The organism is Lysobacter sp. Root604 (genome assembly GCF_001427505.1).
In the GTDB taxonomy this organism is placed as follows: Bacteria; Pseudomonadota; Gammaproteobacteria; order Xanthomonadales; family Xanthomonadaceae; genus Lysobacter.
The window spans coordinates 124,299-149,560 of sequence record NZ_LMGS01000001.1 but is presented as its reverse complement, the minus strand read 5'-3'; the positions used below and the strand labels follow the sequence as shown (position 1 = coordinate 149,560).

Annotated in this window: 29 protein-coding genes; 14 read left to right on the top strand and 15 right to left on the bottom strand. The window is 68.3% G+C overall.

The genetic code is table 11. The annotated features are described in order from the left end of the window. Positions 1-11 precede the first annotated feature (11 nt). The 5 genes from ASD69_RS00710 to ASD69_RS00690 all read right to left on the bottom strand — a co-directional run bounded on the left by ASD69_RS00710 (position 12) and on the right by ASD69_RS00690 (position 2,797). The gene (locus tag ASD69_RS00710; RefSeq protein WP_056172647.1) at positions 12-713 is read right to left on the bottom strand and encodes a Sir2 family NAD-dependent protein deacetylase; all 702 of its coding nucleotides are present in this window, start codon (positions 711-713) and stop codon (positions 12-14) included. A gap of 18 nt (positions 714-731) precedes the next feature. After that, complete coding sequence (locus ASD69_RS00705) at positions 732-1,130, bottom strand: hypothetical protein (RefSeq protein ID WP_200943919.1); 399 nt, start codon at positions 1,128-1,130, stop codon at positions 732-734. Positions 1,131-1,187: 57 nt separating this feature from the next. Then, on the bottom strand, positions 1,188-1,532 hold the full coding sequence (locus tag ASD69_RS00700; protein ID WP_056172644.1) for a hypothetical protein: 345 nt from the start codon (positions 1,530-1,532) through the stop codon (positions 1,188-1,190). A 10-nt stretch (positions 1,533-1,542) separates the two neighbouring features. Continuing rightward, a complete protein-coding gene (locus tag ASD69_RS22170) occupies positions 1,543-1,794 on the bottom strand; it encodes a DUF695 domain-containing protein (protein WP_056172641.1) in 252 nt (83 codons plus the stop codon). Positions 1,795-1,855: 61 nt separating this feature from the next. Next, complete coding sequence (locus tag ASD69_RS00690) at positions 1,856-2,797, bottom strand: S41 family peptidase (protein ID WP_157498866.1); 942 nt, start codon at positions 2,795-2,797, stop codon at positions 1,856-1,858. 197 nt (positions 2,798-2,994) lie between these two features. Here ASD69_RS00690 and ASD69_RS00685 point away from each other — a divergent pair, with 197 nt between their 5' ends. Next, positions 2,995-3,390, top strand: coding sequence for a DoxX family protein (locus ASD69_RS00685; protein ID WP_056172634.1), 396 nt, complete (start codon positions 2,995-2,997; stop codon positions 3,388-3,390). Between the two features lie 9 nt (positions 3,391-3,399). Here ASD69_RS00685 and ASD69_RS00680 read toward each other — a convergent pair whose 3' ends face one another. Together ASD69_RS00680 and dbpA are read right to left on the bottom strand one after the other, a co-directional pair. Then, positions 3,400-4,461, bottom strand: coding sequence for a sensor domain-containing diguanylate cyclase (locus ASD69_RS00680; RefSeq protein WP_056172631.1), 1,062 nt, complete (start codon positions 4,459-4,461; stop codon positions 3,400-3,402). 109 nt (positions 4,462-4,570) lie between these two features. After that, positions 4,571-5,953: an ATP-dependent RNA helicase DbpA gene (gene dbpA / locus ASD69_RS00675; protein ID WP_056172627.1), complete on the bottom strand. Its 1,383-nt coding sequence runs from the start codon at positions 5,951-5,953 to the stop codon at positions 4,571-4,573. Positions 5,954-6,101: 148 nt separating this feature from the next. Here dbpA and ASD69_RS00670 point away from each other — a divergent pair, with 148 nt between their 5' ends. From ASD69_RS00670 to ASD69_RS00645, 6 genes are all read left to right on the top strand, one after another. Then, positions 6,102-6,674: a hypothetical protein gene (locus tag ASD69_RS00670; RefSeq protein WP_056172625.1), complete on the top strand. Its 573-nt coding sequence runs from the start codon at positions 6,102-6,104 to the stop codon at positions 6,672-6,674. Positions 6,675-6,692: 18 nt separating this feature from the next. After that, positions 6,693-7,184, top strand: coding sequence for a hypothetical protein (locus tag ASD69_RS00665; RefSeq protein ID WP_056172622.1), 492 nt, complete (start codon positions 6,693-6,695; stop codon positions 7,182-7,184). 156 nt (positions 7,185-7,340) lie between these two features. Then, positions 7,341-8,324 (top strand): acyl-CoA desaturase, encoded by a 984-nt coding sequence (locus ASD69_RS00660; RefSeq protein ID WP_200943918.1) that lies wholly within the window; start codon positions 7,341-7,343, stop codon positions 8,322-8,324. Further along, positions 8,321-9,325, top strand: a complete 1,005-nt coding sequence (locus tag ASD69_RS00655; protein ID WP_056172619.1) for a hypothetical protein — start codon at positions 8,321-8,323, stop codon at positions 9,323-9,325. Before ASD69_RS00660 ends, ASD69_RS00655 begins: the two co-directional genes overlap by 4 nt. A gap of 116 nt (positions 9,326-9,441) precedes the next feature. Further along, the gene (locus ASD69_RS00650) at positions 9,442-9,939 is read left to right on the top strand and encodes a sigma-70 family RNA polymerase sigma factor (RefSeq protein ID WP_056176333.1); all 498 of its coding nucleotides are present in this window, start codon (positions 9,442-9,444) and stop codon (positions 9,937-9,939) included. A 43-nt stretch (positions 9,940-9,982) separates the two neighbouring features. Continuing rightward, positions 9,983-10,657: a hypothetical protein gene (locus ASD69_RS00645; protein WP_157498864.1), complete on the top strand. Its 675-nt coding sequence runs from the start codon at positions 9,983-9,985 to the stop codon at positions 10,655-10,657. 85 nt (positions 10,658-10,742) lie between these two features. Here ASD69_RS00645 and ASD69_RS00640 read toward each other — a convergent pair whose 3' ends face one another. The 3 genes from ASD69_RS00640 to ASD69_RS00630 form a co-directional block, all read right to left on the bottom strand. Further along, a complete protein-coding gene (locus tag ASD69_RS00640) occupies positions 10,743-11,057 on the bottom strand; it encodes a metalloregulator ArsR/SmtB family transcription factor (protein ID WP_056172614.1) in 315 nt (104 codons plus the stop codon). 214 nt (positions 11,058-11,271) lie between these two features. Continuing rightward, on the bottom strand, positions 11,272-11,712 hold the full coding sequence (locus ASD69_RS00635; RefSeq protein WP_175489039.1) for a hypothetical protein: 441 nt from the start codon (positions 11,710-11,712) through the stop codon (positions 11,272-11,274). 297 nt (positions 11,713-12,009) lie between these two features. Further along, positions 12,010-13,029 carry a fatty acid desaturase gene (locus ASD69_RS00630; protein WP_200943917.1) on the bottom strand — a complete coding sequence of 340 codons (1,020 nt, stop codon included), beginning with the start codon at positions 13,027-13,029 and terminating at the stop codon, positions 12,010-12,012. 127 nt (positions 13,030-13,156) lie between these two features. On the opposite strand from ASD69_RS00630, the gene ASD69_RS00625 reads away from it, so the two are divergent. Continuing rightward, a complete protein-coding gene (locus ASD69_RS00625) occupies positions 13,157-13,420 on the top strand; it encodes a GIY-YIG nuclease family protein (protein WP_056172611.1) in 264 nt (87 codons plus the stop codon). 525 nt (positions 13,421-13,945) lie between these two features. Here ASD69_RS00625 and ASD69_RS00620 read toward each other — a convergent pair. Further along, entirely contained in the window at positions 13,946-14,944 is a 999-nt protein-coding gene (locus ASD69_RS00620; RefSeq protein WP_056172608.1) for a zinc-dependent alcohol dehydrogenase family protein, read from the bottom strand. 120 nt (positions 14,945-15,064) lie between these two features. Between ASD69_RS00620 and ASD69_RS00615 the strand changes: the two genes are divergently transcribed. Both ASD69_RS00615 and ASD69_RS00610 read left to right on the top strand, forming a co-directional pair. Then, entirely contained in the window at positions 15,065-15,286 is a 222-nt protein-coding gene (locus ASD69_RS00615) for an RNA-binding S4 domain-containing protein (protein ID WP_056172605.1), read from the top strand. Positions 15,287-15,377: 91 nt separating this feature from the next. After that, positions 15,378-16,304 carry a CPBP family intramembrane glutamic endopeptidase gene (locus ASD69_RS00610; RefSeq protein WP_056172603.1) on the top strand — a complete coding sequence of 309 codons (927 nt, stop codon included), beginning with the start codon at positions 15,378-15,380 and terminating at the stop codon, positions 16,302-16,304. 12 nt (positions 16,305-16,316) lie between these two features. Here ASD69_RS00610 and ASD69_RS00605 read toward each other — a convergent pair whose 3' ends face one another. Then, complete coding sequence (locus ASD69_RS00605) at positions 16,317-17,294, bottom strand: hypothetical protein (protein WP_056172600.1); 978 nt, start codon at positions 17,292-17,294, stop codon at positions 16,317-16,319. A gap of 357 nt (positions 17,295-17,651) precedes the next feature. Between ASD69_RS00605 and ASD69_RS00600 the strand changes: the two genes are divergently transcribed. Next, positions 17,652-18,632, top strand: coding sequence for a CsgG/HfaB family protein (locus ASD69_RS00600; RefSeq protein ID WP_056172595.1), 981 nt, complete (start codon positions 17,652-17,654; stop codon positions 18,630-18,632). 58 nt (positions 18,633-18,690) lie between these two features. On the opposite strand, the gene ASD69_RS00595 is transcribed toward ASD69_RS00600, so the two are convergent. Then, a complete protein-coding gene (locus ASD69_RS00595) occupies positions 18,691-19,851 on the bottom strand; it encodes an AAA family ATPase (RefSeq protein ID WP_056172593.1) in 1,161 nt (386 codons plus the stop codon). Positions 19,852-20,024: 173 nt separating this feature from the next. On the opposite strand from ASD69_RS00595, the gene ASD69_RS00590 reads away from it, so the two are divergent. Next, positions 20,025-20,384: a DUF1428 domain-containing protein gene (locus ASD69_RS00590; protein WP_056172590.1), complete on the top strand. Its 360-nt coding sequence runs from the start codon at positions 20,025-20,027 to the stop codon at positions 20,382-20,384. Here the strand turns inward: ASD69_RS00590 and ASD69_RS00585 are convergent. Next, the gene (locus ASD69_RS00585) at positions 20,362-21,066 is read right to left on the bottom strand and encodes a response regulator transcription factor (RefSeq protein WP_057161464.1); all 705 of its coding nucleotides are present in this window, start codon (positions 21,064-21,066) and stop codon (positions 20,362-20,364) included. The genes ASD69_RS00590 and ASD69_RS00585 overlap by 23 nt on opposite strands. Positions 21,067-21,414: 348 nt before the next feature. Here ASD69_RS00585 and ASD69_RS00580 point away from each other — a divergent pair, with 348 nt between their 5' ends. Both ASD69_RS00580 and ASD69_RS00575 read left to right on the top strand, forming a co-directional pair. Next, a complete protein-coding gene (locus ASD69_RS00580) occupies positions 21,415-22,194 on the top strand; it encodes a carbonic anhydrase family protein (protein ID WP_082576192.1) in 780 nt (259 codons plus the stop codon). A 79-nt stretch (positions 22,195-22,273) separates the two neighbouring features. After that, the gene (locus tag ASD69_RS00575) at positions 22,274-23,740 is read left to right on the top strand and encodes a hypothetical protein (protein ID WP_056172578.1); all 1,467 of its coding nucleotides are present in this window, start codon (positions 22,274-22,276) and stop codon (positions 23,738-23,740) included. A gap of 61 nt (positions 23,741-23,801) precedes the next feature. Here ASD69_RS00575 and ASD69_RS00570 read toward each other — a convergent pair whose 3' ends face one another. Continuing rightward, entirely contained in the window at positions 23,802-25,247 is a 1,446-nt protein-coding gene (locus ASD69_RS00570; protein ID WP_082576191.1) for an MATE family efflux transporter, read from the bottom strand. Positions 25,248-25,262 lie beyond the last annotated feature (15 nt).

Below are 25,262 nucleotides of genomic sequence, written 5' to 3'. Positions count from 1 at the left end.
GGCTCGCCCGCTCACTCGCGCTCAAGCCACGCCTTCGCCAAGCGCGGAACGGCTTGGGCCGCATTGCCGCGAATGAACTCGAATCCATAAGGTATCTCGTCCATCTCCAGCGAGATCAGCACTTTCTCTGCCGAGTCCGCAGCCGCGTCGACTAGCGTGGCGGCCGGATAGACCGTGAGCGAAGTGCCCACCACCATCACCTTGGCGGCGGTGGCGATGTGTTGCCAGGCTAGCTCCATGTGTTGGGTCTGTTCCCCAAACCACACGATATCCGGCCTGAGCTGACTGCCCTCCTCGCACACCTGACCAAGCAGGATAGGAGCGTCCTTGATGCGATACCGCTTGGGCGTGTCCGAGGTGCTGCGCGCGTACGCGAGCTCCCCGTGCAGGTGGATGACCTTGCTGGATCCTGCGCGCTCATGAAGTTCATCGACGTTCTGGGTGACTACGACGACTTCATAAGCCGACTCCAGAGCGGCGATGGCGAGATGGGCCGGATTCGGCTCGGCTGCCCAGGCCTTGGCGCGGCGCTCGTTGTAAAAAGCCAGCACCGCCTCGGGGCGCTTCCTCCAGCCTTCGAGGCTTGCGACCTCCTGCCAGGAGTAGTTGTTCCACAGGCCCTTCGAATCGCGGAACGTGGGCAGACCGCTCTCCGCGCTCAGGCCGGAGCCCGACAGAACCACCACTTTATTCGCTTGAATCTCTGGCTTCATAGCGGTACGAGCACCGAGTCAGTCCGTCCCATCGGACGACTGATCGCCAAACGCCCCGCCGCCGTCATGCCGGAAGGCCTCAAACGGCAGCTGTACCGGCGAAAGAAGGAAGGAAACCCCATCCTCTTCTTGTTTGACATGCCATAGCACCAGTCCCTCGGGCTTGATGCCGGCATCGAACCGGAATACGAAGGGCGGAAGCCAGAGCAACTCGATATCCCCGTCGCCCTCCCAGCCCATGGCCAGAAAACGGTCCTTGACCGCCGCTATGTAGGCCGCGGCCTGCGACCCGACGAAAGCGGAGGGCGCCTGCGTGAAGTGCAGATTGTCGATCCACTCGAAGATGTAGCCATGGAAGGAACGCAAAGCTTCGGGGCCGTAGGAAATCGCGTTCTGCTTTGGAATCGAATAGCCCACCGATGACGCCCCTGCCCTTATCCACGCTTGACCGAATTTACGCCGCCGGCGCCGGGCTCACAGCTGCCACAAGCCATGGTCGTTGCCGCCCTGCAGATAGATGGCGAAGGTGCCGTGGCCGGGTATCGGCGTGGGCTCGACCGCGACGAAGCCACCCGCTTGCACCACGGCGGCGACTGCCGCCTCGATATCCGCTACCAGCCAGTAAGGCCGCACCACCGGCTCCTCGGTGGTCCGCAAGGGTGCGCGCACGCCGACCAGGCCGCCGCCGGCCAAAGGCGCGGTACGCGCATGGCCTAACCCGGGATCGGGCGCGCCGAAGCGCACGCCGTTGGCCGCCTCGTAGGCGGTGCATACGGATTCGACATCCTTGCTCACGATTTCCAGATAGTAGACCTGCACGTTCCTCTCCTTAAGCGTTGTTGCCCGATGCCAACGGATACAACTCGCGCAGGATTCGGCTCTCTTCGTTGGAAGGCATACCCTGCTCGGCCAGATCAACGGCATGCACCGTCACCTCGAGGTGCCAAGCGAAAACATCCGTATGCTGGAACGACAACAGTGCATCGTTGACGACCACAACTGCGGGTAAATCCTGTCTAGTCGTGTCGAACAGCGTGTAGACCGGCTCCGGCAATGTGATGGTCACGGTGTCTGCCGACATGGAAGCTGGCTCCTGAATTCGACCGTCGCGGCCGCACGCGGCTCGATCGAGACTCCGAAGTCTATCGCTTCTTACACTGCGAATTGACCCACGTCGCCGCGTCCTGTATCGGGTGGTCCGTTTGCACGTCCGGGGCCAGCACGGTTTCGTAGGCATTCCCGTTGCGGTCCAGGGTCGCGGCGGTGGTAAGCATCAGCCTCCCGCCGTTGGGCAGTGGAATGGTCGCGTTCGCCGTCGAGTATCCCGCCGTAGGCGTGCCGAAATAGCGGACATTGGCCTGACCGCGAAACATGATGGAGGTGATCTCGCCGGAACTCGCCGTTTCCTTGCCGATCACGAATGCCACGTAGCGCGGGAGTCGTTGCGGCGTGAGAGTCATCGATGCATTGAGGAAATGCTCGCCGCCGCCAAGCGTGATCTTGCCGCCGCGGTACGCGATCTCGGTGTCGTCGCCTTTCGCGCTCCGGAAGCCGCCCAGCCTGCCTTCGCTCAACAGCGGCGCCAGGCCGACCAGCATCGGCCACATGTTGCCGCCCTCGTTCGAGGAAAAATCCAGCACCAGGCCGCAGGCGGGTTGTTCCAGCGAAGCGATCAGGGCATTGCGCACGCTGGACGCAGCTGCGGTCGAATCCTTGCCGCTCCAGGCGTTGATCTGCAGTACCGGTACGCCCTGCGCTGCCGGTAGCGCGACCGCGATCGGCTGCGGTGCGGCGGGTGCGGTGGGTGCGGCGGATGGAGTTGGAGCGGGAGCCGGCGGTCGGCTCGCGGTGGGCGACTCGTACCAGGTATGGCGGTCGCCCAAGGCACGGACCACGAACTGGACGGCGGCGTCTTCGCCCTCGGCTCGCTCGACCGCCGCGGCCTCGGCCTCCACGCGCGGCCAGTCGACGCGCGAAGAGCGATAGGCCTCATCCTTGGTCACTGCGATGACCGCGCTCAGCGTTTCGGAAGCCACGGCCGGGCACGCCGGCGCCAACAACAACAAGGGCAGGAGCAATCGCATGCGGGTCGGCTGCATCGGGGTGTTGACCGATTGTGGGTACAGCCGCGCGAGCCGGTCAATCGAAGCCGGCCGACCGCAGGGCCAGCGACTCCCCTTTCGGCTCGGCCCTGCCTCGATGGCTCTCCCCGCAGACACGGCCGCCCGCGCCGATTATCCTGCCGTTCGTCCACGCGAACCGATCGCACCGAGGAAGCCCGATGAACCCGAATACCCAACAGGATCTCGCCCGACTGTTCATGCGCATCGTCCTGGGCGCGCTGATCCTGCTGCACGGCATCGCTAAGCTCAAAGGCGGCATGGGCGGCATCGTCGGCCTGGTCGAGTCGCACGGGCTGCCCGGCTTCCTCGGCTACGGCGTGCTGCTGGGCGAGGTGCTGGCGCCGATCCTGTTGATCGTGGGCTGGCACGCGCGTGTCGGCGGCGCGCTGATCGCGGTCAACATGCTGTTCGCGATCTTCCTGGTCCACCTGGGCCAGTTGAACCAGCTCAACGACCAGGGCGGCTGGGCCCTGGAGCTGCAAGTGATGTTCCTGGTCTCCGGCCTGGCGATCGCCCTGCTCGGCCCGGGCAGCTTCAGCGCCAACGGCAAGTAAGCGCGGCGCTCATTCCTCGGACGCGACCACTCGGTTGCGTCCGCCGCGCTTGGCCGCGTACAGGGCCTGGTCGGCGCGGGAGAACAACTGCTCGGCGGTTTCGCCGGCGCGCGCCACAGCGACGCCGATGCTGGTGGTCACCGCCAGGGTCTGGGTGGTGTGTTCCACCGACTCGCGCAGGTATTCGCATTGCAGAGCCGCGTCGCTCAGGCCGCGGTCGTGGATCAGCCACACGAACTCCTCGCCGCCGTAGCGCGCGACCAGGCCGCTGCCGCCACTGGCCGAACGCAGCACGCGTGCGACGTCGCTGAGCACCTCGTCGCCGACCGCGTGGCCGTGGACGTCGTTGACGATCTTGAAGTGGTCGATGTCCAGCACCGCCACCGCGACCTGGCGTCCCGCCAGCAGGGCCTGCTCCAAGGCGACGCCGAACGCACGCCGGTTGGCCAGCCCGGTCAGGGCGTCGGTGCGGGTCTGCTCGGTGAGGTCGGCGTTCTGCGCTTCCAGTTCCTGCTGGTAGTGCTGTAATTGCTCCTCGTACCAGGCGCGCTCATTGAGCTGATGGCTGAGTTCGCGACTGACCCGGCGCAGTTCCATCAGGTGGGTGACCTGGCGCGACAGCGCCTGCAGCGCGGCGATCTGGAACGGCGCCAACTGGCGCGGCTGGTCGTCGAGCACGCACAGGGTGCCCAGCGCGTAACCGTCGGAACTGACCAGCGGCGCGCCGGCGTAAAAACGGATATTGGGGTCGCCGGTAACCAGCGGGTTGCCCTGGAAGCGCGCGTCGTCGCGCGCGTCGGGCACCACCATCACGTTCGACGGCTCCAGGATCGCGTGCGCGCAGAAGGCGTAATCGCGCGAGGTCTCCTCGGTCTCCAGGCCACGCCGGCCCTTGAACCATTGGCGGTCGGCGTCGATCAGCGACACCGTGCTCATCGGCGTGGCGCAGATCGCGCCGGCGATCGCGGTCAGGTCGTCGAAGGCCGAGTCCGGCGGCGTGTCCAGGATCGCGTAACGCTGCAGCGCGGCCAGGCGCTCGGCTTCGTTGGCGGGCTTTTGCGGCTTGATCATCGTCACTCTCGTAGCCAGTGGCGGCGTCGCGGCCGTGACGCGGCGACCGCCGCAGCTTCGCGCAAACGCGCGTGCCCCGCCAGTCTCCGCCGTTTCCCGTATCGGTTTCCTACAGTTTATGCACGCGGAACTTGCGCCCCTTGATCTTGCCTTCACGCAGACGCGCCAGCGCCTGCGCGGCCTGCGCGCGCGCGACGGCGACATAGGATCGGGTCGGGAACACGTCGATCTTGCCGACCTGGTCGGCCTTGAGCCCGGCATCGCCAGTGAGCGCGCCGAGCACGTCGCCGGGGCGCAGCTTGTCGGTGCGGCCGGCGTCGATGCGCAGGGTCGCCATCGGCGCCACCGGCACGTTGCTGGCGCGGCCGGCCAGCGGTGCGGCGCGTTCCCAACGCAACGGCCGGCCCTGGCGTTCTTCGATCGGCTGCGCGCGCGCGATCTCGCGCGGACTGCACAGGCTCAGGGCCACGCCGCCGCGGCCGGCGCGACCGGTGCGGCCGATGCGATGGATGTAGACGTCCGGATCGGTCGGCAGTTCGTAGTTCACCACCGCGGCCAAGTCCTGCACGTCCAGGCCGCGCGCGGCCACGTCGCTGGCGACCAGCACGTTGCAGCTGCGGTTGGCGAAGCGCACCAGCACTTCGTCGCGGTCGCGCTGCTCCATATCGCCGTGCAGGGCCAGCGCGGTGAAGCCGTAGTGGCTCAGCGAGCCGACCACTTCCTCGGTGTCGCGGCGCATGTTGCAGAACACCACGCAGGAATCCGGGCGGAACTCCAGCAGCAGCGCGGCCAGCAGCGGGGTCTTCCTGGCCGGCTCGACTTCGTAGAAATGCTGTTCGACCACCGGCTGCCCGGCGGCGCCTTCGACCGTGACCTCGACCGGCTCGCGCATCATCTTCGCGGCCAGGGTGCGGATCGCGTCAGGGAAGGTGGCCGAGAACAGCAGGGTCTGGCGCTTGCGCGGGGTCTTGCCGACCAGCTCGCGGATCGGCTCCTCGAAGCCCATGTCGAGCATGCGGTCGGCTTCGTCCAGCACCAGCACCGACACCGCATCCAGGCGCAGGGCCTGCTTGCGCACCAGCTCCTGCAGGCGGCCCGGCGTACCGACCACCACGTGCGGTGCGTGCTCCAGCGAGGCCAACTGCGGGCCCAGCGGCATGCCGCCGCAGAGCACCGAGACCTTGAGGTTGGGAATCGCGAAGGCGAGCTTGCGCAGCTGGCGACCGACCTGGTCGGCCAGCTCGCGCGTGGGGCACAGCACCAATGCCTGGGTGCGGCCGTCGGCGGGGTCCAGTCGGTGCAGCAGGCCCAGGCCGAAGGCGGCGGTCTTGCCGCTGCCGGTCGGGGCCTGCGCGATCAGGTCGCGGCCCTCCAACAGGGCCGGCAGGCCCTGAGCCTGGATGGGGGTCATGCGCTCGTAACCGAGCGCGGCCACGCCCTGCAATAAGGCGGGCGACAGCGGGAGGGAGGCGAAATCGTCGTTCTGGCTCATGCGCCATGATCGCAGCATTGGCCCGAGCCTGCGCTCCAACCTCGCCGCGCGGCCCCGGTGCGCCGTATGCTGCCGGCGCCGGCACGGCCCAGGGAAGGCCGCCGCCGGGAGACCGGCCGCAAGATCTGCCGCCACACGGAGCGCGCGCATGGAACCGCAATTCCTCCATATCCGGGTCCTGCTGGGCATCATCCTGGGCCTGGCGATCACTACCCTGCTCAAGGGCCTGGCGCGCTTCGTCCAGCACCCCGGCCGCGATCGCATCTACTGGGTGCACCTGGGCTGGGCGGTGTCGATGTTCATCCTGCTCACCCATTTCTGGTGGTGGGAGTTCCGCCTGATCCACGTGCATGCCTGGACCATCACCGCCTACGCGTTCCTGATCGTCTACGTGGTCGTGCTGTTCCTGCTGTGCACCCTGCTGTTTCCCGACGACATCGGCGACTACGGCGGCTGGCAGGATTACTTCCAGTCGCGGCGCAAGTGGTTCTTCGGGATCATGGCGCTGAGCTATCTGATCGATTTCATCGACACCGCGATCAAGGGCAGCATCTACTTCGAAAGCCGCGGCCCCGAATACCCGCTGCGCAATCTGGGCTTCGTGCTGATGTGCCTGATCGCGATGCGCACGCGTTCGGAGTGGTTCCACCGTGCGTTCGTGGTCGCGGGCATTCTCTACGAGCTGTCCTGGATCTACCGTCTGTACGACTTCGTCGACTGAAGCATCGGAGCGCAAGGCATGGATGCAGAAACCCTCAAGGTGCTGATCGCGGTGGTCGGCGCCAGCGCCTCGTTCTGCTGGGGCGTGTGGACCTGGCGCACCGCTCGGCGCGATCAGCTGCAGGCCATGCGCGAAGAAGGCGAGCGCAAAGCCGAGGCCCGGCGCATCGAGGCGACCCGGCCGTTCCTGGAGAAACAGCTCGAGCTGTACGCGGAAGCGGCGCGGGTGTGCGCGCGCATCGCGTCCGCGCACGACCACGGCGACGCGGTCGCGCGCTTCTGGGAGCTCTATTGGGGCGAGCTGGCGCTGGTCGAGAACCGCGAGGTCGAGGCCGGCATGGTGCTGTTCGGCCAAGCGTTGCAGTACATGCCCGAGAACCGCTCGGAGCTGCGCCATCGCGCGCTGGAACTGGCGGCCGCCTGCCGCGCCTCTCTGGCCCGCTCCTGGGGCGTGGACGCCTGGGTCGCGCCGGACCTCGCCTCCGAGCGCGGCGCGCCGCCGCGGGCCTGACGCCCGCGGGCCCGCGAGCGCCGCATCGCCGCCTGTCGGCGGCCGCTTGACAAGCGCGGCGCCCGCAAATAAACATTTAGCAAATTAGTTAAATGCTGAATACAGCCGGCGCCGCCCCAGCCTGGGAGCGGTCCGCGCCCAGACCAGGGGATCGCCATGAACGCACTGCCCGACAGCCTGAGTACCCATCGCGTGCGCGCTCACCCCGATGCCGAAGCCGCGGTGCGCGCGGTCAGCGTAGGGGCGGTGGTCTGGGAACCGGTGCGCTCGGTGTGGTTCAGCACCATGGTGCTGGGTGCGACCGTCGGCGGTGCCTGGTACTTCAGCTGGTCGGCCCTGGCCCTGTTCGTGCTCAGCACCGCCACCGTGCTGCTGCTCGGCCACTCGCTGGGCATGCACCGCAAACTGATCCACGACAGCTACGACTGCCCGAAGTGGCTGGAGTACCTGCTGGTCTACTGCGGCGTGCAGGTCGGCCTGGCCGGGCCTTTAGGCCTGGTGCGCACCCACGACCTGCGCGACTACGCCCAACGCCTGCCGCACTGCCACGACTACCTCGCCCACCGGCAACCGTTCCTGATCGACGCCTGGTGGCAGCTGCACTGCGAACTGCGGCTGGCCGATCCGCCGCCGATCGCGATCGAAGCGCGCATCGCCGACGACCGGTTCTATCGCTTCCTGCAGCGCAGTTGGATGGCTCAGCACCTGCCCTGGGCGCTGCTGTTCTTCGCCCTGGGCGGTTGGGGCTGGGTGTTCTGGGGCGTGTGCGCACGCGTGAGCGCGGGCGTGTTCGGGCACTGGCTGATCGGCTACTTCGCCCACAACCATGGCGGCATGCACCACGAAGTGCGCGGCGCCGCGGTACAGGGCCACAACGTGCGCTTCGCCTCGCTGCTGACCATGGGCGAGAGCTGGCACAACAACCATCATGCGTTCCCGGGCTCGGCGCGTTTGGGGCTGTATCCGGGCGAATGGGATCCGGGCTGGTGGACGCTGCGCGCGTTGGCGCGTGTCGGCCTGGTCGGTCGTTTGCGCGAGCCCGCGGACCTGCCGCCGCGTCCGGAGCTGCACCGGCTGCCCGAGCCCGCAGCCACGCCCTGCGCGTTCTGCCAGGGTCTGCGCGCGCGGGGGCTGTCATGAGCGCGGCGCCGCCGATCGGGAAAGTTCGTTGGCTGTACGGCAATTGGTTATGGCCGCTGCTATGCGGTGTGCTGGTCGGTCTGGGCTTACGCTTGATCTTCAGCGCGGACGCCGGAGAGCCCTACGCGACCATGCTGATTTCGTTCCTGCTGCTCGCGCCGTTTGTGGTCGGCATGGTGGCCGTCTATGTGGTCGAGCGGCAAACCCGCAAGGACTTGGGTTTCCACTTGGGCATGGGCGCGCTCGCCAATGTGTTCTTCGTGATCGGAACCATGGCCGTGGGCCTGGAAGGCGCGATCTGCGTCGTCCTCGCAGCCCCTATCTTCGCGATCATCGGCGCGCTCGGCGGCTTGTGCATGGGCCTGATCTGCCGCCTGACCAAATGGCCGGGCACCTCGCTGTACGGGGCCGCCTTGCTGCCGCTGGTGCTGGGCGCCGTGGAGAACCCGCATCCCCAAGGCCGCATCGAACGTATCGAGCGGGAGGTTTTCGTGGCCGCGCCGCCAGCGGAAGTCTGGCGCCAGCTGATGACCGCCGACGCGATCCGACCCGATGAAGTCGATGCCGCCTGGACCTACCGCATCGGCGTGCCCAAGCCCCTGGCAGGCATCGTGCGCCAGACGCCGACCGGCCTGGTTCGCGATGTGCGCATGGGCAAAGGCATCCACTTCCAGCAGATGTCGACCGACTGGCAGCCGCAGCGCTACGTGAACTGGCGATACCATTTCGACGCCGATTCCGTGCCCGCCGGCGCGCTGGACGATCACGTGCGCATCGGCGGCGAGTACTTCGACCTGCTCGACACGCGCTACACCCTGACCCCGCGCGACGGCGGCACCGAACTGGCGATGAGCTTGGACTACCGCGTCAGCACCGCCTTCGATTGGTATGCCGCGCCGTTGGGGCGCTGGCTGCTGGGCGGCCAGAGCGAGACCCTGCTGTCGTTCTATCGGCGCCGCGCCGAAGCCGGCCACCGCCCGGGCGCGCCGCCGCCCGGCTGACCGCCCTGCCCTCGGCCGCGCCCGGCTGTGATGTTTCGCCCCTCCCCGCGAATCATGTGTTCGACTAGGGCGGAAACGGCGGCATCGGCATGAAGGGTTTGGAGGGGGCGGTCGGCATGGACAACGCACGGCAACGCTTCGGCGAACTGCTGGATGCGCATCGCAAGATCGTCTTCAAGGTCGGCAATACCTATTGCCGGCACCCCGACGATCGCGCCGACCTGGCCCAGGAGATCGCGACCCAGCTGTGGCGCGCCTATCCCGGCTACGACCCGTCGCGGCCGTTCTCGACCTGGATGTACCGGATCGCGCTGAACGTGGCGATTTCGTTCGTGCGCAGCGACGGCCCGCGCCAACGCAATGCGGTGCCGCTGGACGAAGACCTGCACGAACTCGCCGACGAATCCGCCGGCGACCACGAGAGCGCGCAGCGCGTGCGCGCCCTGCATCGCTTCATCGGCCAGCTGGAACCGCTCAACCGCGCCTTGCTGCTGCTCTACCTGGAAGACCGCAGTTACCGCGAGATCGCCGAGGTGCTCGGCATCAGCGAGACCAACGTGGCCACCAAGATCAGCCGTCTCAAACAACGCATACGCAGCGAAATGCCGGACTGACGGCGACGCGCGCACTTCTTTCCACCACGCGATACACGACACGATGAGCGCAACGACGATGGAACTGGACGATCTCAAACAAGCCTGGCAGGACCTCGACCGCAAGCTCGAGCGCCAACACGCCATGGACCTGCTGCGCTTCCGCGAAGAACGCGGCAAGCGCCTGAAATCCGGCCTGTGGCCGCTGGTCGTGGGCCAGGGGCTGCAGATGCTGATGGGGCTGGCGGTGCTGCTGCTGGGCGTCGATTTCTGGACCAGCCACCGCGAGGTCCCCCACCTGTTCGTGTGCGGCCTGATCCTGCACGTCTACGGCGTGGCGCTGATCGCCTGCGGCGGCATGGTGCAGGCCATGATCGCGGCGGTGGACTACTCGGCGCCGGTGCTGGACATCCAGAAACGCCTGGCGCGGCTGCGCAAGTTCTACGTGCGCACCGGCATGGTCGTGGGCCTGGCCTGGTGGCTGATCTGGATGCCGTTCATGACCGTGGTCTTCATGGCGCTGTTCGGCGTGGACATATACGTCAATGCGCCCTCGGTGTTCGCGATCGGCGGGGCGATCGGTGTGGTCGGCCTGCTCGCGACCTGGTGGTTGCACCGCTGGTCGCGCCACCCCAGCCGGCCGCGCCTGGCCAAGGCCATGGAAGACAGCATCACCGGCCGCAGCCTGCGCCGTGCCCAAGCGATCGCCGACGAGATCGCACGCTTCGAGCGCGACTGACGCGCATCAGGCCCGCGCTACGCGCCGGCCGCAATCGCATGCGATACCGCGCCGCTACGGCGGCGCCATTCCCCCAGCGGCCGGCTCAACCGGCCGCTTTTTTCGCGCGCCGGCTCTCGCGCTTGAGCGGGCCGCCGACCGGGCAGATCTCGAACGCGAACTGGGTCAGGGTATTGACCAGGTTGTCGGGCACCAGCTTGTAGACCACGAACTGCCCGCGCCGCTCGCTGGAAATCAGGCCGGCGTTGACCAGCACCGACAGGTGGCGCGAGACCGCCGGCGCGCTCATGTTGAAACGCGCGGCGATGTCGCCGGCCGGCAGTTCCTGCTCGGACAGATAGGCCAGAATCTGCCGCCGCGGCGTGGACGCCAGCGCCTCGAAGATCTTGTCCTGTTTCATAACTGAGCGCTCATGGCTGGGCTTTCATGGTCGGCCCGCGAGGGCCGGCGCGCACGGTCGATGCGGTGCGGGAACATCATAGCCTTCCGCACCGCGCGGGTATGAGCGCGGGCGAAACCGGCCCCGCGCGGCGCCGCACGCGCGCAAGCCGCGGCGGGTGCGTGCACCCGTCGCGGCCTGGACTTGCGGCGCGGTCGCGCGTCGCAAGCCGGCCTCAACCGCGGCCCGGCAGCGGCGGCGGCGCGCCGCGCGCGGCGGCTTCGGCGACGCGCTCTTCGTAGCGCTGCTCGTTCATCCAGCCCGACACCACCCGGCCGTAGCGCGAAATCATCATCATGTTGAAGAAGTGCATGGCGCCCAGCATCAGCACCGACACGCCGATCTTGCTGCCGATATGGGCGATCGGGTTGCTGAGCAGGGCGTCGGCGTTCCAGCCGTCCAGGCGGATCGCGATCACGCCGATGTTGATCAGGTAGAAGCCCACCACGAGCAGATGGTTGGTGGACTTGGCCAGCACTTCGTTCTGGCCGAAGCACATCACCAGGAACACCTCGCCGTTGCGCGACAGGGTGCGGGCCACCCAGATCGTCATGGCGACGGAGATGGCCAGGTAGGCGAGCAGGCCGACTTGGGTGACTAGGGCTTCATCGATCATGGCGGTACACCTCTATTGTTTAGTCATTTGCTTATTTAACTAAAATGCTAAATCAATCGATGACAAAGTCAAGCGCCGTTCGTCGGCGTGCGCCGGGCCGAGCGGCCGGGCCGCGGGCATCGTGGAAGCGAAGCGCCGGACGAGGCCGGGAGCGTGGGGCGGTACGTGAGGGGCGGCGCTGAGACGCCGGGGCGCCCGCTTGCGGGCGGCGACGCCCGCCGGATCGGTCACGGCGGGGCGCTGAGGGCAGGACGTCGCGCGCTGCGGACGCCCTGCCCGGTGCTTGCTAGACGCGGATCAGGCCCGCGCGCGCTTGGGGAAACCGACCATGCGCTTGAGGTCTTCGTCCCACAGCTTCAATCGCGCGCACTTCAGGCTGGACCACAGGGTCAGCTTGGGCGCGGCCTGCAGCAGCGGGCTGGACTCGTAGGCCTCGCGCAGACGGTAGTTGGGGATGCGGCTGGCGAGGTGGTGGATGTGGTGGTAACCGATGTTGCCGGTGAACCAATGCATCACCCGCGGCAGGTCGTAGAACGAGCTGCCGGCGATCGCGGCCTCGTGCGAGTTCCAGTCGTCCTTACGGGTCCAGTAGGCATCCTCGAAGGTGTGCTGCACATAGAACAGCCACACGCCCATCGCGCCGGCCAGCAGCACGATCGGCAGGTGCACCAGCAGCACGGTGTGCCAGCCGATGGTGAAGCCCATCGCGACGAAGGCCACGATCAGCATCAGGTTGTTGAGCAGCACGCTCGCCCATTCCTTCTTCCAGGTGAAGGGCAGATCGAACGGGAAGCGGTGCTTGAGCACGAACTGGTACAGCGGGCCGATGCCCAGCAGCACCGGCGTGCTGCGGTAGAAGCGGTAGCTCATGCGGCCCAGCCAGGAACGCGCGCGGTACTCGGCGACGGTCAGGGTCTCGATGTCGCCCATCTCGCGGCGGTCGAGGTTGCCCGAGGTGCCGTGGTGCACGGCATGGGTCTTCTTCCAGTAGCCGTAGGGGAACAGGGTCACCAGACCCAGGCAGCGGCCGACGATGTCGTTGGCGCGGCTGCTGGCGAAGAAGGAGCCGTGCCCGCAGTCGTGCTGGATGATGAAGATGCGCACGTACAGGCCGGCGGAGGGCAGCGCCAGCAGCAGCGTCCAGCCGTAGCCCCATTGCGCCACCACGCTCCAGGCCATCAGGGTCCACAGTGCGGCGAACGGAATCAGGGTGTTGATCAGTTGCCAGACCGCCCGTCCCAGGTGCGGTTTGGCGAAGCGCGCGCACAGTTGGCGCAGGTTGGTTACGGCGGCGTGCGATTCGTCTGCGGCGCTCAAGCGGATTCTCCAGAGGAAGACCCATTGTCGGCGTCGCTACGTGTCCTAGCAATGACGTTCGTTGGCGTATGGTTGTGATGGCCATTCAGATTCGCGGCGCCGGCGCGATCGCCGCTACCCTATCGGCATGGCCGTCTGGCACGTCTACCTCATCGAATGCCGCGACGGCAGCGTCTACACCGGGATCGCGGTGGACGTGGACCGCCGTTACGCCCAGCACGCGGCCGGCAAAGGCGCCCGCTACACACGCTCGCACCCGCCCCTGCGACTGCTGAACAGCTTCGCCTACCCCGACCGCTCGACCGCCTTGCGCGCGGAATACGCGATCAAGCAGCTCAGCCCCGAGCGCAAACGCGCCCTGGGCGCCGGCGCTCAGGCGCCGCCGGGCTGAACCTGGACCTGAACCGAACGGGGTCGGTCACTCAGACAACGCGGCGACGCTCTACCACCGAAACCACCGACACCCTGCTCCACTACGCCCTGAAGTCGATCCCCGCCTACACCGAGATGACAGCAAAAAGCCCCCTGCTGCCGTTGCGGTTGCAGTTGCGGTTGCGGTTGCCGTTGCCGTTGCCGTTGCATTCAAATCCAAAAGCCACGCACTCACTCGACCAACCGTAGACCCGAAGGGCGGCGCGCAGGACGCGCGCCGTTTTTCCAATGGACAGGGACGTCCATTCGAAAAATCCCGGCGAAAGCCTCGAACTCGCAAGGGAGGGTTGGTCACGCTAGCCCTTCTCTTTGGTTACTTTCTCTTGGGCTAGCAAGAGAAAGTAACCCGCATGCGCAGCAGGCGGAAGCCTTTGACTTCCGTGACGAACCCACGCAAAGCAAAGCAACAGCAAATCCTCCCCAACCCTCCTTTTCCAAAGGAGGGAGTCAAAAGCAAACGAGCGGATCAAAGACGAAAGCGAACTTACTCGCGGTAGGACGCATTAGGAATCAACACGATCTTCCCCGCCCGCTCCCCCGCGGCCGCCGCCGCAACCGCCTGCTTGATCTGATCGATCCCGTAGGTCGCCTGCACCCGCGCATGCAACTTGCCCTGCGCGATCAGCCCCGCCAACTCCGCGAACACCGCCGCACGCCGCTCCGGCGGCGCGGTGCGATACCAACGCGCCAACCAGAACCCGCGCAGCGCGACATCGCGGAATACCAGCGAAGCCGGCGACAGCGCACAGGCCTCCCCGCTCATGGCCCCGTAGTTGACCAACACCCCACCCTCGCCCAGCGACTGCGCCAAACGCTCGGTCGCGACGCCGCCCACCGCGTCCACGCCCAGCCGGATCGTCGCCCCGCCGGTGACCTCGCGCACGCGCTTGGCCAGATCGTCGCCGTCGACCAGCACCGCGTCGGCGCCCAGCGCCAGCACGTCCTCGCGCGCCGACTCGCGCCGCACCACGTTGACCGTCTTCAGACCGCGCAGCGCCGCCAACTGCACCAGATAACCGCCGACCGCCGAATTGGCCGCGTTCTGGATCACCCACTCGCCCGGCGCCAGATCGACGAACTCGGACAGCAACAGGCTCGCGGTCGGCGGATTGACCGTGATCATCGACAGCTGCACCGGATCGGCATCGTCCGGCAAGGGCAGCAGCGCGCGCGCATTGACGACCATGTGGGTGGCCCAGGTGCCGCCGCTGGGCGGCAACAACACGGTGCGCCCGACCGCGGGCGCGCTCACGTCGTCGGCCAGGGCCAGCACCCGGCCCACGCCTTCGTTGCCGCCGACCGCCGGCAAGGGCGGCAGCAGCCCGTACTGGCCGGTCAGGGTGAGCAGATCGGAGGGATTGATCGGCGCGGCCAACACCTCGACCAGGGCCTGCCCCGGCGCCAGCGCCGGCAGCTCGCTATCCACCGCTTCGATCACGTCCTGCGGCACCGGACCGCGCGTCGCATACCTGGCCTGTTTCATGGCCGCCTCTCCCAGTGATCGCCCGTCGAGGGCCGGAACGCTCACGTTACCGCGCTCGTGCGGCTTGCGCGCGGACGCCGGCGCTGCGACCCTGCCCGTCGTTCTCCAAGCACCGGTGCCATGTCCCCGATCGAATTCGAACTCGACCGCGATCACGTCGAACTCAACCAGTTGCTGAAGCTGGTCGGCCTGGCCCACAGCGGCGGCACCGGCAAGGCCATCGTCGCCAGCGGCGCGGTCAGCGTCGACGGCCAGGTCGAGCTGCGCAAGACCTGCAAGATCCACGCCGGCCAGGTCGTACGCCTGCAGGGCGTGGAAATCCGGGTGATCGCGCCGCGCTGAGGCGCCGATTCGGCACGCCGATCGCCCCCTGACTTTGGTTGGGCGACGAACGGCAGCGGACCCGGCGACGGCCATCGCGCACCATGCGCCGATGCACAGCCCGCCCACGCCCGGCGCCCGCCGCCGCCACGCCACGATCGCCCTCGCGGTCGCCGCCCTCGCCTATCTGGCTTCGCTGTACGTGTTGCAGCGATTGCCGGGCGCGAGCCTGGCCGATCCGCTGTTCCTGTTCGCCGTGATCGGAATCGCGTTCCCCGCGCTGGCCTGGGCCTTGACCCGCAAGCCGCGCCACCCGCCGCGTCCGCAGGGCCGCGCGCGCCTGCCGGGCGTGCTGGTCTATCTGGCGATGTTCTCGCTGCTGATCCTGGGCTGGGGTTTCAGCGCGCTCAACGAGGCGGTGCCCGAGGATCCGGCGCAGTCGATCGCCAAGCTCGCCTTGAAGCTGCTGACCATGGTGGTGCTGCCGGCCTGGCTGTTCCTGCGTCTGCGCGAGCGCGGCCAGGCGCCGTTCGGCGCACGCCGGCTGTGGCTGGCGTTCGTGCTGATGTCGCTGGCCTATCTGGCGATGCAGGCGGTGTTCGGGCGCGGCCTGATGTCGCTGTCGCAGCTCGCGCCGGCCGCGACCACCTTGGCGTGGGCGATCCCGCTGTGCTTCGTCTGGCAGACCGTGGAAGCGGGACTGTGCGAGGAACTGCTGTTCCGGCGCGTGCTGCAGGAGCATTTCGCGCTCGCGACCGGCTCGCAGGTCGCGGCGATCGCCTGGGCCTCGTTGCTGTTCGGCCTGGCCCATGCGCCCGGCTTGTACCTGCGCGGCGCCAGCCTGCTCGAAGGCGTCGCCGCGCCGACGCCGGGCTGGGCCATCGCCTATTCGATCGTGATGATCGCGCCGGCCGGCATCGCCTTCGGCGTGCTGTGGGCGCGCACGCGCTCGCTGTGGCTGATCGTGCCGCTGCACGGCATGGTCGACCTGATCCCGCAGCTGGCGCCTTTCATCCGCGAGTGGACCGGTGCCGCCTGAGGCGTGGCGGGCTCAGGCGATCGGCAGATCTTCGTCCGCGCGGCACAGGGCATCGTGCAGCTGGCGTATGTCGTCGGCCTTGGGATCGGCGACGCCGGAGCCGAACGTCGCCACGTAGCGGCAGGCGCCGTAATTCAAGGCGGCCTGCGCGTACTCGGACAACCACGCCTGGCGTTCGCGCAGTTGCGCGTGCTCGGACGTCCACACCGCCTTGGGCGGCACGATCTTGCGCTTCAGGCCCACGCGCCAGGGCTTGGGGCTGACGCGGGCGCGGAAACAGTTCTGCACCGCGCACATGGTCGCGTACACCGGGTCGGCGCCGAGCGCGCGGAAACTTTCGACGACTTCCGGCTCGCGCGGTCCGAACGTGCGGTGCAAGGCCAGCAGACGAAAACCCGCCGGAGTCCGATACAGGCGCAGCAGCCAGTCCGGGCGCGCCGCGACGAAGGCATCGATGCGATGACGGGCGCGCGCCTCCGGCCCGCCGTTGGCCGCGTGAGCGCGCTTGCGCAACCACCCGACGATGACCCTGGCGACGATGAAGCCGGCGAACAAGGCGCCGATGCCGTAGCCGATGGACCGCGTCCACAGCCCCAGCGCCAGCGCGACCGCGGCCACCACCGCCATCGTCGTCCTCGACAGTCCGTCGTTGGCCGGCTCGTCGAAATCGACGTCCGCGAACAGCACGTCCGGGGTGTTGAGGCACAAGGCGCCGTAGCTGTTGCGGGTGATCACCGCGTCGCCGTGGCGGTCGACGATCTCTTCGCGGATCGGCAGGCCTTGGGCGCCGCCGTAGCCGACCTTGCGCTCCAGGCGCGGCAGGGGTTCGCCGGCGACGATGCGGTCGAAGGCCTCGCGCACGCGCGCATCGGCATGCGCCTGGGCCTCGGCCGGGCCGATGTCCGACCAGCCGAAGCGGCGCACGGTGAACTGGCGGCGGTGCGTGCGCTGCTGCAGGCGCGCCTCCGCCCAATAGGCTGGAACGATCATTCGTACTCGCGGTCCCCGGTTCGTTCGCCGATTCTAGCCTCGACGGGCGCGGTCACCGTGGCCACGCCCGAACCTGCATCGGATGGCACAGACTTTGCACGAACACGCCACAAGGCCCGGGCTGCGCCCCGAATCGATGCATTCGCCCCACGGACGCGTCCTGAATCCGACGCCGGTCACGTTATCATGGGCTAGTGAGTCGCCACGCCCGACGGTCCGCCGTCGGCACGCTCGCTTGGGGATCGACCCTCCGCCCGATGGCCCGCCATCGCGGCGACGGCCGGACAGGACGAACGGACTCCACTGGGTGCCGGCACACGCCGGCTTTTTCGTAGTCGTTGAAGGAATAACCGCACAATGAAGACCGCACACAGGGGAATCTCGCTCGGCAGCGCCTCGCTGCTGGCATGCGCGCTGGGCCTGGGCCTGACGCTGACCGCCACCCCCGCTTCGGCACAGCGCAAGAGCGCACAGGAACAGCGCGCCGAGAAGACCGCGCAGATTCCGACCTGCAGCAAGAGCCTGGGCACGATCTCGGTCATCGAACCGGAGGACTCGGTCAATTGGTGGACCGGCCAGCAGCTGCCCGCACCGAGCAAGCTGATCAAGGTGTTCGTGAACAAGTCGCGCTGCTTCACCCTGGTCGATCGCGGCGCCGGCATGGACATGGCCATGCGCGAACGCGAACTCGCCGCCAGCGGCCAGCTGCGCGGCCGCTCCAACGTCGGCAAGGGCCAGATCAAGGCCGCCGACTACGTGCTGGTCCCCGACCTGATCGCGCAGAACAACGACGCCGGCGGCAATGCCATCGGTGGCCTGCTCGGCGGCTTGATCGGCGGCAAGGCCGGCGCGGTCGCGGGCAACCTCAACTTCCGCAAGAAGACCGCGGACGTGGTGCTGACCCTGACCGACGTGCGTTCCTCCGAGCAGGTCGCGATGGCCGAAGGCCACGCCAAGAAGACCGATATCGGCTTCGGCGCCAGCGGCGCGCTGTTCGGCAGCAGCGGCCTGGGTGGCGCGGGCGTGTCGGGTTACGCCAACACCGAGCTGGGCCAGGTCATCACCCTGGCGTATCTGCAGGCCTACACCGACCTGGTCGGCGAACTCGGCGGCGTGTCCGGCAATGCGTCGGCGTCCAACGCCCAGCAGGCCGTGACCGTGGTCAAGCCCGGCCGTCTGTACACCGATGCCAGCGGCAAGGGCAAGGTGGTGCGTTCGCTCGACGTCGGCATGATGCTCTACCCCACCGGCAACAAGCAGGGCGCGATGTGGGAAGTCGAGGACGAGATGGGCAACAAGGGTTGGGTGACCTCGCTGGCGCTCGAACTGTCCAAGTAAGTCCATCGCCGTCGCGATGAAGCAGGGGCCGCCGCGAGGCGGCCCTTTGCTTTGCGGCTCAGCGTTCCGGCCAATGCCAGGCCGGCGCGTCCAGCAGGCCCTGCCCGGCCAGGGTCGTGCGGCTCATCGCCTTCTCCAGCCGCAGGGTGTTGCAGCCGGGTTCCTGCTCCAGCGCCGCGATCAAACGGGTCGCGTGCGAGACCACCCAGACCTGAGTGCGGCGCGCGGCGTGCGCGATCAGACGCGCCAGCGCCGGCAGCAGATCCGGATGCAGGCTGGTCTCGGGTTCGTTGAGCACCATCAGCGGCGGCGGCCGCGGCGTATGCAGGGCCGCGATCCACAACAGATAGCGCAAGGTGCCGTCTGACAGCTCGGCCGCCGACAGCGGCCGCAGCAGGCCGTGCTGGCTGAACTCCAGACTGAAGCGGCCGTCGGCGCCGACCACGTTCACATGCGCGCCCGGGAACGCGTCGGCCACCGCGGCGTGCAGCGCCTGCGGATCGCCGATCTCGACGATGGTCTGCCAGGCCGCGGCGAGGTCGCGGCCGTCGTGACTGAGCACCGGCGTGCGCGTGCCCAGCTGCGGCAGGCGCGCCGGCGAGTCGCCGTCGGCGCGGAAGTGATCGTAGAAGCGCCAGCCGCGGATGGTCTCGCGCAGGCTCAGCACCTCCGGCGCGCCGACCGGGTCGGCGATCTGGCCGTACAGGCTCTCGAAGGCATTGAGGTGTTCGGCGACCACCCGCCAGCCGCGGCCGTCGCGCACGCGCGCGGTCGCGCCGCGACGATCGACCAGCAGATTGGATGCGCGCAGGAACGGCCCGCTCCAGATCGCCTCGCGCTTGATTTCGGGATCCAGCGAAAACGCCGACAGCGACGGCGGCGGCAAGCCCAGATCGATCGCGTAACCGAATTCGTCGCCGGCGAAGCCCAGGCGCAGCGACACCGCTTTCTGGCGCGCCGCGCCCTGCACCGGCACTTCGCCGCGCTGCATGCGCGCCGACAATTCTTCGGGCCCGGCCCAGAGCGTGGAGCGCAGGCCGCCTTCGCGCGCCAGCGCCGGCACCACCCCGCCCTGCGCGGTCTCGGCGAGCAGGCGCAATGCACGGTACAGGTTGGACTTGCCGCTGCCGTTGGCGCCGGTGACCAGGTTCAGTCGCCCCATCGGCACGACCAGGTCGTGCAGGGAACGGTAGTGGGCGATCGCGAGCGTGCTCAGCATGGGCGCAGGGTATCGAATCGGCGGGAGGCCGCGCGCATTGGAGCCCGGCCGCATCTCAGGCCCTGCGACCGCGGCCCGCTCGAGCATGTTTCATCCAGCCTTGAGCGGGTCGCAGGCATGATCGGCAGGCCAGTCGCCACGGCTGCGCACCTGTCCCCAGACACGGAGGATGTATGAGCTACGTCGACGGTTTCGTCCTGGCGGTACCGCGCAAGAATCTCACCGCCTACAAGCGCCTCGCGCGCAAATCCGGCAAGGTCTGGCGCGAGCACGGCGCGCTCGCCTACGTCGAATGCGTCGCCGACGACGTCAAGCCGGGCAAGGTCACCTCCTTCCCGCAGGCGGTGAAGCTCAAGACCGACGAGGTGGTGGTGTTCTCCTGGGTGGTCTACAAATCGCGCGCCCAGCGCGACAAGGTGGTGGAAAAGGTCATGAAGGACCCGCGCCTGGGCGACACCATGGACCCGAAGAAGCTGCCCTTCGACGGCATGCGCATGTTCTGGGGCGGGTTCAAACCGATCCTGGAGCTGTGAACGCGCGCGCCTGCAGCCCCGCACCCGGCGTGTCGGGATTGCGCGGCGGAGGCGCCAGTCCCAGCGCGGCCGAACGCACCGCGGCCTGGGTGCGGTGGCGCACGCCCAGCTTGGCGAGGATGTGCTCGACATGGGTCTTGGCGGTGCCGCAGGCGATGCCCAGGCGGTCGCCGATCTGGCGGTTGGTCAGCCCTTGCGCCAGCAACGCCAGCACCTGGCCCTCGCGCTCGGTGAGGCGCTCGTCGATCGGAAAATGCGCGGCCTCGACATCGCCGCGCGGTCCCTTGCGCTGCGGACGCTCGCGCCACGCGCGCTGGATCGCGCCCAGCAGTTCGGTGCGCGTGGTGTCCTTGAAGACATAGGCCTGTGCCCCCGCGCTGCGCGCTTCGCGTACGTGCTCGAGGCTGTCGTGCAGGCTGATCACCACGATATCGCGCGTGAGCGGCTGCCAGGCCAGATGGCGCAGCACCTGGCAGCCGTCGATACCGGCCATGCGCACGTCCAGCAGGATCAGATCCGGGCGCAGGCGCTCGGCCAGTTCGATCGCGGCGCCGCCGTCGCCGGCTTCGGCGATCACCTGCAACCAGCGCAAGCCGCCCAACAGCGTGCGCAGGCCGGCGCGCACGATCTCGTGATCGTCCACGATCAACACACGCAAGGGCAGGTTCAAAACGATCGGCATGCGGCTTCCCTCCGGCAACCTCGGCGTGCGGACGCGCGCCCCGTCCGGCGTTACGCCGCGACGAGCGCACGGCCTCCGACGTCCCCGGGTCGCGGCGGTCCGCAGCGGCCATCCACGCCAGCATCGCGCGAAACCCCGTCTGCAGCCGATCTTCCGGCCGCGCGATCGGCGAGAACAGCCACACGAATCACACTACGGTCGAGGACATGGCCCGGCATACGCCGATCGGCAGAGCCGCGCTCCGCTGTTCAGCGGGCGTAGGCCCGGCGGGCGGCGGCTAGTTTGCGGCGGCCGCGATGGGAATTTGGTGTGCGTCGCGGTGCCCATCCAACCCATTCGGAGCCCGAAATGACACATCGTCTGATGTTCTTGTCCACCATTTGTGCGTCTTTTTTACTCACATCCGCGGGCGCTAGCGCTGCCGGGTCCACGCCTTGGGGCTACGAGCACGGCACCGTCGACTGGGGCAGCCTGCATCCGAGCTACGCCCTGTGCTCGTCGGGCACGCGCCAATCGCCGATCGATGTGATCCGTTCCAATGCGCGCGTCATGAGCCTGCCCAGCCTGAACTTCAACTACTCGACCTCCGCTAACGTCACGGTCCACAACGACGGCCACACCATCCGCACCGGGGCGCCAGCCGGCAACACGCTGACCATCGCGGGCAAGAGCTACACGCTGGTCCAGTTCCACGTCCACACGCCCAGCGAGAACTACATCGACGGCGAGCAGTACCCGCTGGAACTGCATTTCGTGCATACCGCCACCGACGGTTCAGGCGCGATCGCGGTGGTGGGCGTGCTGTTCGACGAGGGCGCTCGCGATCCGCAGCTGGACAAGATCATCGCGGCGATGCCCGCGCACGAAGGCCAGTCGGCACCGGCCCAGGCCCTGAACCTGCGCGCGCTGATCCCGAGCGGACGCAGCTATCGGTTCAGCGGCTCCCTGACCACGCCGGACTGTCGCGAGAACCTCGCCTGGCACGTGATGGGCAGGGTTCGCACCGCCAGCCTGAGCCAGCTCGCCGCGTTCTCGGCGCGCTTCAGCGGACCCGAATTCCCGGAAGGCAACCGCCGGCCGGTGCAGCCGCTGAACGGCCGCGTCGTCAGCACCGAAGCCGGCGACTGAGCGCGCGCGGCCGCGGCTTTACCCTGCGCGTCCGTGCTGAAACAATCGGGCGCATCCGCACTACCGTCGGGGAGGACGGATGCGCTCGAATCTCAGCTGGTGGCTGGCGTTGTTGGCGACGCCCGGCCTGTCCTCTTGCGGCGAACCTCCGGCGGGCGCGCCCGCGGCCGACGGCACGGGCGCACGCGTCGCGTTCGCCGATCCCGCCGCCAGCCGCGTCAGCGTGGAGCGCGGACCGTTGCCGCCGCGCTACGCCGCCGCGCTGCCGTCCACGGCCGCCGACCTGCAAGGCTGGTGGGAGGACCGCGGCCGCTTCCCGCCGATCATGCATGCCAGCGACGGCATCGCCAGCGGCGATGCGGGCTGGATCGCGCGCCTGCGCCGCAGCGCCGACGAGGTGCCGGCCGCGGACGTCGCCGCCTGGACCGCGCAATGGCAGCAGCAGCTGCGCTATGGCGAAGCCACGCCGGCGTTCTGTACGGCCACGCGCGCGATCGCTGGCGAAGTCGATTCCACCTTGCGGCGCGCGCTGATGCCGAGCTTCGCCGAGCGCTGCGCCGGCCCCGCCGACAGCGCCGCGGTGCTGCGCGCCGACACGCCGGACGCGGCGGTGCTGGCCTACTACGACAGCCACAACGGCGGCATCGGCCCACGGCCACTCTTCAGCCCGCGTCTGGAGCGCACCGCGCGCGCGGCCATGATGGGCGAGGACGAAACGATCGCGCGCGAGGCCGCGTTCGTGCTCGCGGAACTGCACCAGCCTGAGGCCACGGCCGCGCTGGAACGCCTGCACGCGCAGATCCGCGACCCGCAACGCGCCGACGAGGTCGCGATGGCGTTCGCGCGCACCGACCAGGGCAGCGGCCAGCCACAATTGCAGGCGGCCTGTGCGCGCCGCGTCGACGATCCGATCTGCACCGGGCTGGGCAAACCGCCAACTCCGAAGGAGGCCGCGACGCCCAAGCCCGCCGCCCTGGCCCAGGTGCGCGCGCGCATCGACCAGTTGCAGGCGCTGGGCTTCGTGCGCGTCGGCGAGGTCGATCCGACCCAGGTCGAAGGCGCGGACACCGAGGCGGTGCTGCAAGCGGCCGGCTACGCGCACTGGTTCGATGTCGAGACCGGCCAGTTCCCGAACGCGCACGACAGCCTGCTGCGCGAACTCGCCGCGCTGGTGCGGCCTTCGCTGAGCGGCGTCGTGTTCGAGGAGATCGCGCCCGAGGACGACGAGGGCCCCTACCAGCTGGTCGCCTACGCCGACGGCATGATCTACCGCACCCGCGCCGAGAACCAGGGCGATTGGTACGACGTCGACGCCGTGCTGCGCCTGCTGGACGCGCTGCTGCGGGCGCGCAAGTCCCAGGACCGTTATCTGGCGCTGGATACCGGCGACCACACCCTGATCGTGGTCGGCGGACCGCGCGCCGCGATCGACGCGGCGCTGCGGCAGAAGCTGCTCACGCCGGGCGACCCGGCCGAGGCCGAGCGCGCGGGTAAGGCGTTTGAGACGCAGGTGCTGCAGCAGTTGCGCAGTAAATCCGGCGACTGAAAGCCCGGCGTCGTAAGCGCGAACGGCCCGCGAGCGCGGGCCGTTCGCGTTTGCGCTTGGATCAGACCTGCACCGTCTTCCAACGCCCGCGCGCGAACAACCACAGCGTGAACAGACCCACCGAGGTCTCCGATACGAATACCGCCCAGAACACGCCCGACTGCTGCCAGTTCAAGCTGATCGCCAGGAAATACGACAGCGGGATCTGGATCAGCCAGAAGAACACCACATTGATCTTGGTCGGGGTCATGGTGTCGCCGGCGCCGTTGAAGGCCTGCACGGTGACCATCCACCAGCCGTAGACGAAGAACGAATAGGACAGGATGCGCAGCCATTCGGCGCCGACCGCGATCACTTTGGCGTCTTCGGTGAACAAGCCGATCAGCTGCTGCGGGAACACGAAGAACAGCACCGACACGATCACCAGGTAGGCCATGTTGTACCAGCCGATGCGCCACACCGCGGCCTCGGCGCGCTCGGGTTGTTCGGCGCCCAGGTTCTGTCCCACCAGCGTCGCCGCCGCGTTGGACATGCCCCAGGCCGGCATCATCGTGAACATCATCAGTCGGATCGCGATGGTGGCGCCGGCCACCGCCTCGCTGCCGACGCTGGCCAGGATGCGCATCAGGAAGATCCACGAGGTCATCGCCACGATCATCTGGCCGATGCCGCCCAGCGAGGTGCGCACCACATGCCACAGCAGCGCGCCCCGCCAGACCAGTTGCGCGGCCACGACGCGGATGTGCTTGCCGCCGTGGAACAGCACCCACAACTGGAACGCCACGCCCGCGCCGCGGCCGATGTTGGTGGCGATGGCCGCGCCCTCGATGCCCAGCGCCGGCACCGGCCCCAGGCCGAAGATCAGCAAGGGGCACAGCAGGATGTTCAGGCCGTTGGACAGCCACAGCACGCGCATCGCGATGGCCGCGTCGCCGGCGCCGCGGAAGATCGCGTTGATGACGAACAACAGCATGATCACCGCGTTGCCGCCCAGCATCCATTGGGTGTAGCGGTAGCCGTGCTCGATGCTCCAGGCGTCGGCACCCATCAGCCGCAGCAGATCCTGGGCATAGACGATGCCGAGTACGGCCGGCAGCACCGACACCAGCACGGCGACGAAGATCGCCTGCACCGCGGTTACCGCCGCGTCCTCGCGCTTGCCCTCGCCGATGCGGCGCGCGACCAGCGCGGTCACCGCCATCGCCAGGCCCATCGCGACCGCATACAGCAGGAACAGATAGCTTTCGGTCAGGCCCACCGTCGCCACCGCGGACGGGCCGAGCTTGGCGACGAAGAAGATGTCGACCACCGCGAAGGTCGACTCCAGCACCAGCTCCAGCACCATCGGCACCGCCAGCAGGAACACCGCGCGCCGCAGCGGGATCTTGGTGTAATCGGCGTTGGTGCCGCGCACGGCCTCGCGGATCTCGCTCCACAGCGAGCCGGTGGGCACGTGCGGCGCGGCGGCCGGATCGGATTCTGGAACGGTTGGGGTTTGCTGACTCATCGGGACCTATCCATG

Coding starts and splice junctions, on each gene's coding strand:
- ASD69_RS00710 (WP_056172647.1), bottom strand. CDS start 713: ATGAAGCCAGAGATTCAAGCGAATAAAGTGGTGGTTCTGTCGGGCTCC.
- ASD69_RS22170 (WP_056172641.1), bottom strand. CDS start 1,794: ATGTCGGCAGACACCGTGACCATCACATTGCCGGAGCCGGTCTACACG.
- ASD69_RS00690 (WP_157498866.1), bottom strand. CDS start 2,797: ATGCGATTGCTCCTGCCCTTGTTGTTGTTGGCGCCGGCGTGCCCGGCC.
- ASD69_RS00685 (WP_056172634.1), top strand. CDS start 2,995: ATGAACCCGAATACCCAACAGGATCTCGCCCGACTGTTCATGCGCATC.
- ASD69_RS00680 (WP_056172631.1), bottom strand. CDS start 4,461: ATGATCAAGCCGCAAAAGCCCGCCAACGAAGCCGAGCGCCTGGCCGCG.
- dbpA (WP_056172627.1), bottom strand. CDS start 5,953: ATGAGCCAGAACGACGATTTCGCCTCCCTCCCGCTGTCGCCCGCCTTA.
- ASD69_RS00670 (WP_056172625.1), top strand. CDS start 6,102: ATGGAACCGCAATTCCTCCATATCCGGGTCCTGCTGGGCATCATCCTG.
- ASD69_RS00665 (WP_056172622.1), top strand. CDS start 6,693: ATGGATGCAGAAACCCTCAAGGTGCTGATCGCGGTGGTCGGCGCCAGC.
- ASD69_RS00660 (WP_200943918.1), top strand. CDS start 7,341: ATGAACGCACTGCCCGACAGCCTGAGTACCCATCGCGTGCGCGCTCAC.
- ASD69_RS00655 (WP_056172619.1), top strand. CDS start 8,321: ATGAGCGCGGCGCCGCCGATCGGGAAAGTTCGTTGGCTGTACGGCAAT.
- ASD69_RS00650 (WP_056176333.1), top strand. CDS start 9,442: ATGGACAACGCACGGCAACGCTTCGGCGAACTGCTGGATGCGCATCGC.
- ASD69_RS00645 (WP_157498864.1), top strand. CDS start 9,983: ATGAGCGCAACGACGATGGAACTGGACGATCTCAAACAAGCCTGGCAG.
- ASD69_RS00640 (WP_056172614.1), bottom strand. CDS start 11,057: ATGAAACAGGACAAGATCTTCGAGGCGCTGGCGTCCACGCCGCGGCGG.
- ASD69_RS00635 (WP_175489039.1), bottom strand. CDS start 11,712: ATGATCGATGAAGCCCTAGTCACCCAAGTCGGCCTGCTCGCCTACCTG.
- ASD69_RS00625 (WP_056172611.1), top strand. CDS start 13,157: ATGGCCGTCTGGCACGTCTACCTCATCGAATGCCGCGACGGCAGCGTC.
- ASD69_RS00620 (WP_056172608.1), bottom strand. CDS start 14,944: ATGAAACAGGCCAGGTATGCGACGCGCGGTCCGGTGCCGCAGGACGTG.
- ASD69_RS00615 (WP_056172605.1), top strand. CDS start 15,065: ATGTCCCCGATCGAATTCGAACTCGACCGCGATCACGTCGAACTCAAC.
- ASD69_RS00610 (WP_056172603.1), top strand. CDS start 15,378: ATGCACAGCCCGCCCACGCCCGGCGCCCGCCGCCGCCACGCCACGATC.
- ASD69_RS00605 (WP_056172600.1), bottom strand. CDS start 17,294: ATGATCGTTCCAGCCTATTGGGCGGAGGCGCGCCTGCAGCAGCGCACG.
- ASD69_RS00600 (WP_056172595.1), top strand. CDS start 17,652: ATGAAGACCGCACACAGGGGAATCTCGCTCGGCAGCGCCTCGCTGCTG.
- ASD69_RS00595 (WP_056172593.1), bottom strand. CDS start 19,851: ATGCTGAGCACGCTCGCGATCGCCCACTACCGTTCCCTGCACGACCTG.
- ASD69_RS00590 (WP_056172590.1), top strand. CDS start 20,025: ATGAGCTACGTCGACGGTTTCGTCCTGGCGGTACCGCGCAAGAATCTC.
- ASD69_RS00585 (WP_057161464.1), bottom strand. CDS start 21,066: ATGCCGATCGTTTTGAACCTGCCCTTGCGTGTGTTGATCGTGGACGAT.
- ASD69_RS00580 (WP_082576192.1), top strand. CDS start 21,415: ATGACACATCGTCTGATGTTCTTGTCCACCATTTGTGCGTCTTTTTTA.
- ASD69_RS00575 (WP_056172578.1), top strand. CDS start 22,274: ATGCGCTCGAATCTCAGCTGGTGGCTGGCGTTGTTGGCGACGCCCGGC.
- ASD69_RS00570 (WP_082576191.1), bottom strand. CDS start 25,247: ATGAGTCAGCAAACCCCAACCGTTCCAGAATCCGATCCGGCCGCCGCG.